Origin of the sequence: Streptomyces sp. TRM64462 (assembly GCF_013362995.1) — a bacterium.
Lineage (GTDB): Bacteria > Actinomycetota > Actinomycetes > Streptomycetales > Streptomycetaceae > Streptomyces.
Genome location: NZ_JABWDV010000255.1, coordinates 1 through 3573, shown reverse-complemented (window position 1 = coordinate 3573; position 3573 = coordinate 1). Strand labels below are relative to the sequence as shown.

Annotated in this window: 5 protein-coding genes; 4 read left to right on the top strand and 1 reads right to left on the bottom strand. The window is 73.5% G+C overall.

Features of this window, described 5'->3' with window-relative positions; translation table 11 throughout:
• Both HTZ82_RS11895 and HTZ82_RS11890 read left to right on the top strand, forming a co-directional pair.
• Window positions 1–877: hypothetical protein (locus tag HTZ82_RS11895; RefSeq protein WP_217623953.1), on the top strand; the 877-nt coding region annotated here is incomplete at its 5' end.
• Between the two features lie 162 nt (window positions 878–1039).
• The gene (locus HTZ82_RS11890) at window positions 1040–1177 is read left to right on the top strand and encodes a hypothetical protein (RefSeq protein WP_175409313.1); all 138 of its coding nucleotides are present in this window, start codon (window positions 1040–1042) and stop codon (window positions 1175–1177) included.
• A 58-nt stretch (window positions 1178–1235) separates the two neighbouring features.
• Here HTZ82_RS11890 and HTZ82_RS11885 read toward each other — a convergent pair whose 3' ends face one another.
• Window positions 1236–1637 carry an Hsp20/alpha crystallin family protein gene (locus HTZ82_RS11885; protein WP_175409312.1) on the bottom strand — a complete coding sequence of 134 codons (402 nt, stop codon included), beginning with the start codon at window positions 1635–1637 and terminating at the stop codon, window positions 1236–1238.
• A 287-nt stretch (window positions 1638–1924) separates the two neighbouring features.
• On the opposite strand from HTZ82_RS11885, the gene HTZ82_RS11880 reads away from it, so the two are divergent.
• Entirely contained in the window at window positions 1925–2395 is a 471-nt protein-coding gene (locus tag HTZ82_RS11880) for a cation:proton antiporter regulatory subunit (RefSeq protein ID WP_175409311.1), read from the top strand.
• A gap of 4 nt (window positions 2396–2399) precedes the next feature.
• Window positions 2400–3573, top strand: a 1174-nt coding sequence (locus HTZ82_RS11875) for a cation:proton antiporter (RefSeq protein WP_175409310.1), incomplete at its 3' end; no start/stop codon positions are given.

Genomic DNA, 3573 nt, shown 5'->3' with positions numbered 1-3573 from the left:
CGCGCTGGCGCTCGTCGCCGCGAGCGGCCCGGCGGGCCCCCCGCGGGCGGCGCCACCGGCGGAGCCGCACCGTGGCTCCGTGATGCTGATGTCCGGTGTCGACTCGGCCTCCGGCACCGGAGCGATGCTGGAAATCGACCCGCACACGCTCGGATACCGCTGCGCGCAGACCTTCTCTTACTCGTACGCCGGACCGGGCCCCGGACAGCCGCGCGGCCGCGCACTGTGCCCCGTCACGACGGGAGCGCCCTACCGGCCGGAGGACACCCTGCGCCCCACCGCCGAGCTGATCGCCTTCCTGGAGGAGCAACTCGCCGGCGTGCCGCCGCCGGTCCTGCTCACCACCCACTCGCAAGGGGTGTGGATCGTGTGGGAGGCCGCCGCACGCGGACGCCTGCCGCACGTGGAGACGCTCGTGCTCGTCGGGCCCTTCCCGGAGAACCCGGTGCCCTACCCGCCGCAGGGCGAGTCCGGCCGGTCCCGCCTGGCCGCGGACGTCGTACGTCTCCTGACGGCCCTGCCCCGCCCCGGCGGCACCTCGGTCTTCCGGCCCGACTCCCCTCTCGGCCGTGAGTGGCTGGCCCATCCCACGGCGGTCGAACGCACGCTGGCCCGCCCGCTGCCGCCCCGGCTGCGCGCGCTGAGCATCCCGAGCGTCTTCGACCTCCCCCTGATGCCGCACGGCCCGCGCATCCCGTCGACCGCCAACGCCTGCCCGGTCCCGGTCATCCACCCGGACCTGCCCTACGCCGCCGAGTTCCGGCGCCTGGTCGACTCCTTCGCGGACGGACGTGAGCCGCCCGCCGCCTGTCCGGCCTGGCGCTCACTCGTCGGCCCGCTGTTCCGTCCTTTCGCGGTCCCGTCCGCCCGCGAATGAGCCGAGCCGCCGCGCAGCCGGGCAGCCGGGCAGCGGCGCCCGTGGCCTCCGGGCCGCCTTCTCACAGAACGGACGAACCTGGCCCACCGACCGGAATGCCGCTTATGCTCCCGTGCAGACCGGACCGGGCCTTCCGGCACCCCCGTACGGAGTGTGGTTTCCATGAGTCAGCATGTGCACGTCCGCGTCCAGCGGGGCTTCGCCGTGTCGGAGCAGGGCGAGCTCGTCGAGGAGTACGCCTGCCGCTGCGGTGCCTCCTGGTCCAGGGCGTATCACGTGCGGGACCCGGAGCCGGAGTGAAGGCCGGCCCCGGGTCCGGACCGCCCGGTGCGCGGCCCCGGTCCGGGGCCGCGCCGGGTCACGCGGTCTCGCCGCTGATCTGCCGGCGCTTGCCGATCTCGATCTTGCGGCGCTTCGCCTCCTCGCTCTTCGGGACGCGCACGGTGAGGATGCCGTCGCTCAGGTCGGCGTCGATCCTGTCGCTGTCGACGGCCGACGGCAGCGTCGTGCGGTAGGAGAACGAGCCGGTGCGCCGGCTCAGCACCTTGCCGCGGCGCTCCTCGGTGAGTTCACCGCTGATGTAGAGCTCGTTGCCCTCGACCTCGATGTCGATGTTCTCCGCGGGCACGCCCGGCAGCTCGGCGCGCACCACGTACGCGTCCTCCTCCTCCGCCTCCTCGGCCATGGGCATCCAGGCCCCGGCGCCCGGGGCGGCGGGCACCGCGGCGCGTTCGAGGAGCCGGCCCATCTCGTTCCACATGTTCTCGAAGTCGCCGAAGGGGTCCCACAGGCCCCGGTGGCGTTCAGGTGCGCCGCCCGCGGCGCATCGGAAGTGCCATGATCATCCTCTCCCCTTCACTGCTTCGTTCCCGTCCGGCACCTGACGGGTTACCGCCGAACCCCGGGGGTAACCGCCGCGCGTGTGCCCTCCGGTGGGCATTTCGTTGCCCCGGTAAAGTCATGGTCAAGGCTGCCCGGGCGGGACACCGGTGTGGCCTGTTCGCGTCGTTCGTCTGCCGAGGGAGATCCGCTGTGCCCGCTCCGCGTATGAGCAGTACGCCGTTGCCCGGGATCGGGGTCCGCTACGACCTCACGACACGGGAGCACCGCCGGCTGTCGGTGGTCGCGCAGCGGGACGGGGCACGGATCCTCAACGCGTACCACCCCGACGACCCCGACGCGTGCGCGCTGTCGGTGCGGCTGTCGGCGGGTGAGACCGAGGCGCTGATCGACGCGCTGATGCCGGCCCACCACAGCCCGAACCTGCTGTCGACGACCGGGCTCGGACTGGTCGCCGAGCGGATCGAGCTGCCGTCGGTGTCGTACTGGAGCGGCCGCGTGCTCGGTGACACGCGGCTGCGGACCGAGACGGGCGCGTCCATCGTGGCCGTGCTGCGCCGGGCGGACGCGATCCCGTCGCCGGGGCCCGACTTCCGGCTGTCCGGCGGGGACACCCTCATCGTGATCGGCACCCGCGAGGGCGTCGACGCGGCCGCGGCGATACTCGGACAGGAGTGAGCGCGTGCACTCCTCCGCGGTCTTCCTGATCGAGTTCGGCGCGATCATCCTCGGTCTGGGCCTGCTCGGCCGGATCGCCGGGCGCTTCCGGTTCTCGCCCATCCCCCTCTATCTGCTGGCGGGGCTCGCGTTCGGCACGGGCGGGCTGCTGCCGCTCGGCGCCAGCGAGGAGTTCGTGGCGATCGGCGCCGAGATCGGCGTCATCCTGCTCCTGCTGATGCTCGGCCTGGAGTACACGGCCACCGACCTGGTCACCAACCTCAAGACGCAGTACCCGGCCGGCCTGGTGGACGCCGCCCTGAACGCCCTGCCGGGCGCGGCCATGGCGCTGCTGCTGGGCTGGGGGCCGGTCGCGGCCGTCGTCCTCGCGGGCGTCACCTGGATCTCGTCGTCCGGCGTCATCGCCAAGGTCCTCGGTGACCTGGGGCGGCTCGGCAACCGCGAGACGCCGGTCGTGCTGAGCATCCTGGTCCTCGAGGACCTGGCCATGGCGGTCTATCTGCCGATCGTCACGGCGCTGCTCGCGGGCGTCGGCCTCGCCGCGGGCAGCGTCACGCTGGCCATCGCGCTCGGCGTCGCGGGCCTGGTGCTGTTCCTGGCGCTGCGGTACGGCCGGGTCATCTCCCGGTTCGTGTCCAGCGACGACCCGGAGAAGCTGCTGCTCGTCGTGCTCGGCCTGACGCTGCTGGTGGCGGGGATCGCGCAGCAGCTCCAGGTATCGGCCGCGGTCGGCGCGTTCCTCGTGGGGATCGCGCTGTCCGGCGAGGTCGCCGAAGGCGCCCACCATCTGCTCAGCCCGCTGCGGGACCTGTTCGCTGCGGTGTTCTTCGTCTTCTTCGGCCTGCACACCGACCCGGCCAGCATCCCGCCCGTCCTGCTGCCCGCCCTGGCCCTGGCCGTGGTGACGGCCGGTACGAAGATCGCCACGGGCTACTGGGCGGCGCGGCGCGCCGGGATCTCCGCCAAGGGCCGCTGGCGGGCCGGCGGGACGCTGGTGGCGCGCGGCGAGTTCTCCATCGTCATCGCCGGACTCGCCGTCACCGCGGGCATCGAGCCGTCGCTGGGCCCGCTCGCCACGGCGTACGTGCTCATCCTCGTCGTCGTCGGTCCGCTGACCGCCCGGTTCACCGAGCCCGTCGCCACCCGGCTGACCGCCCGGCGCCGCGGCCGTGCCGCGG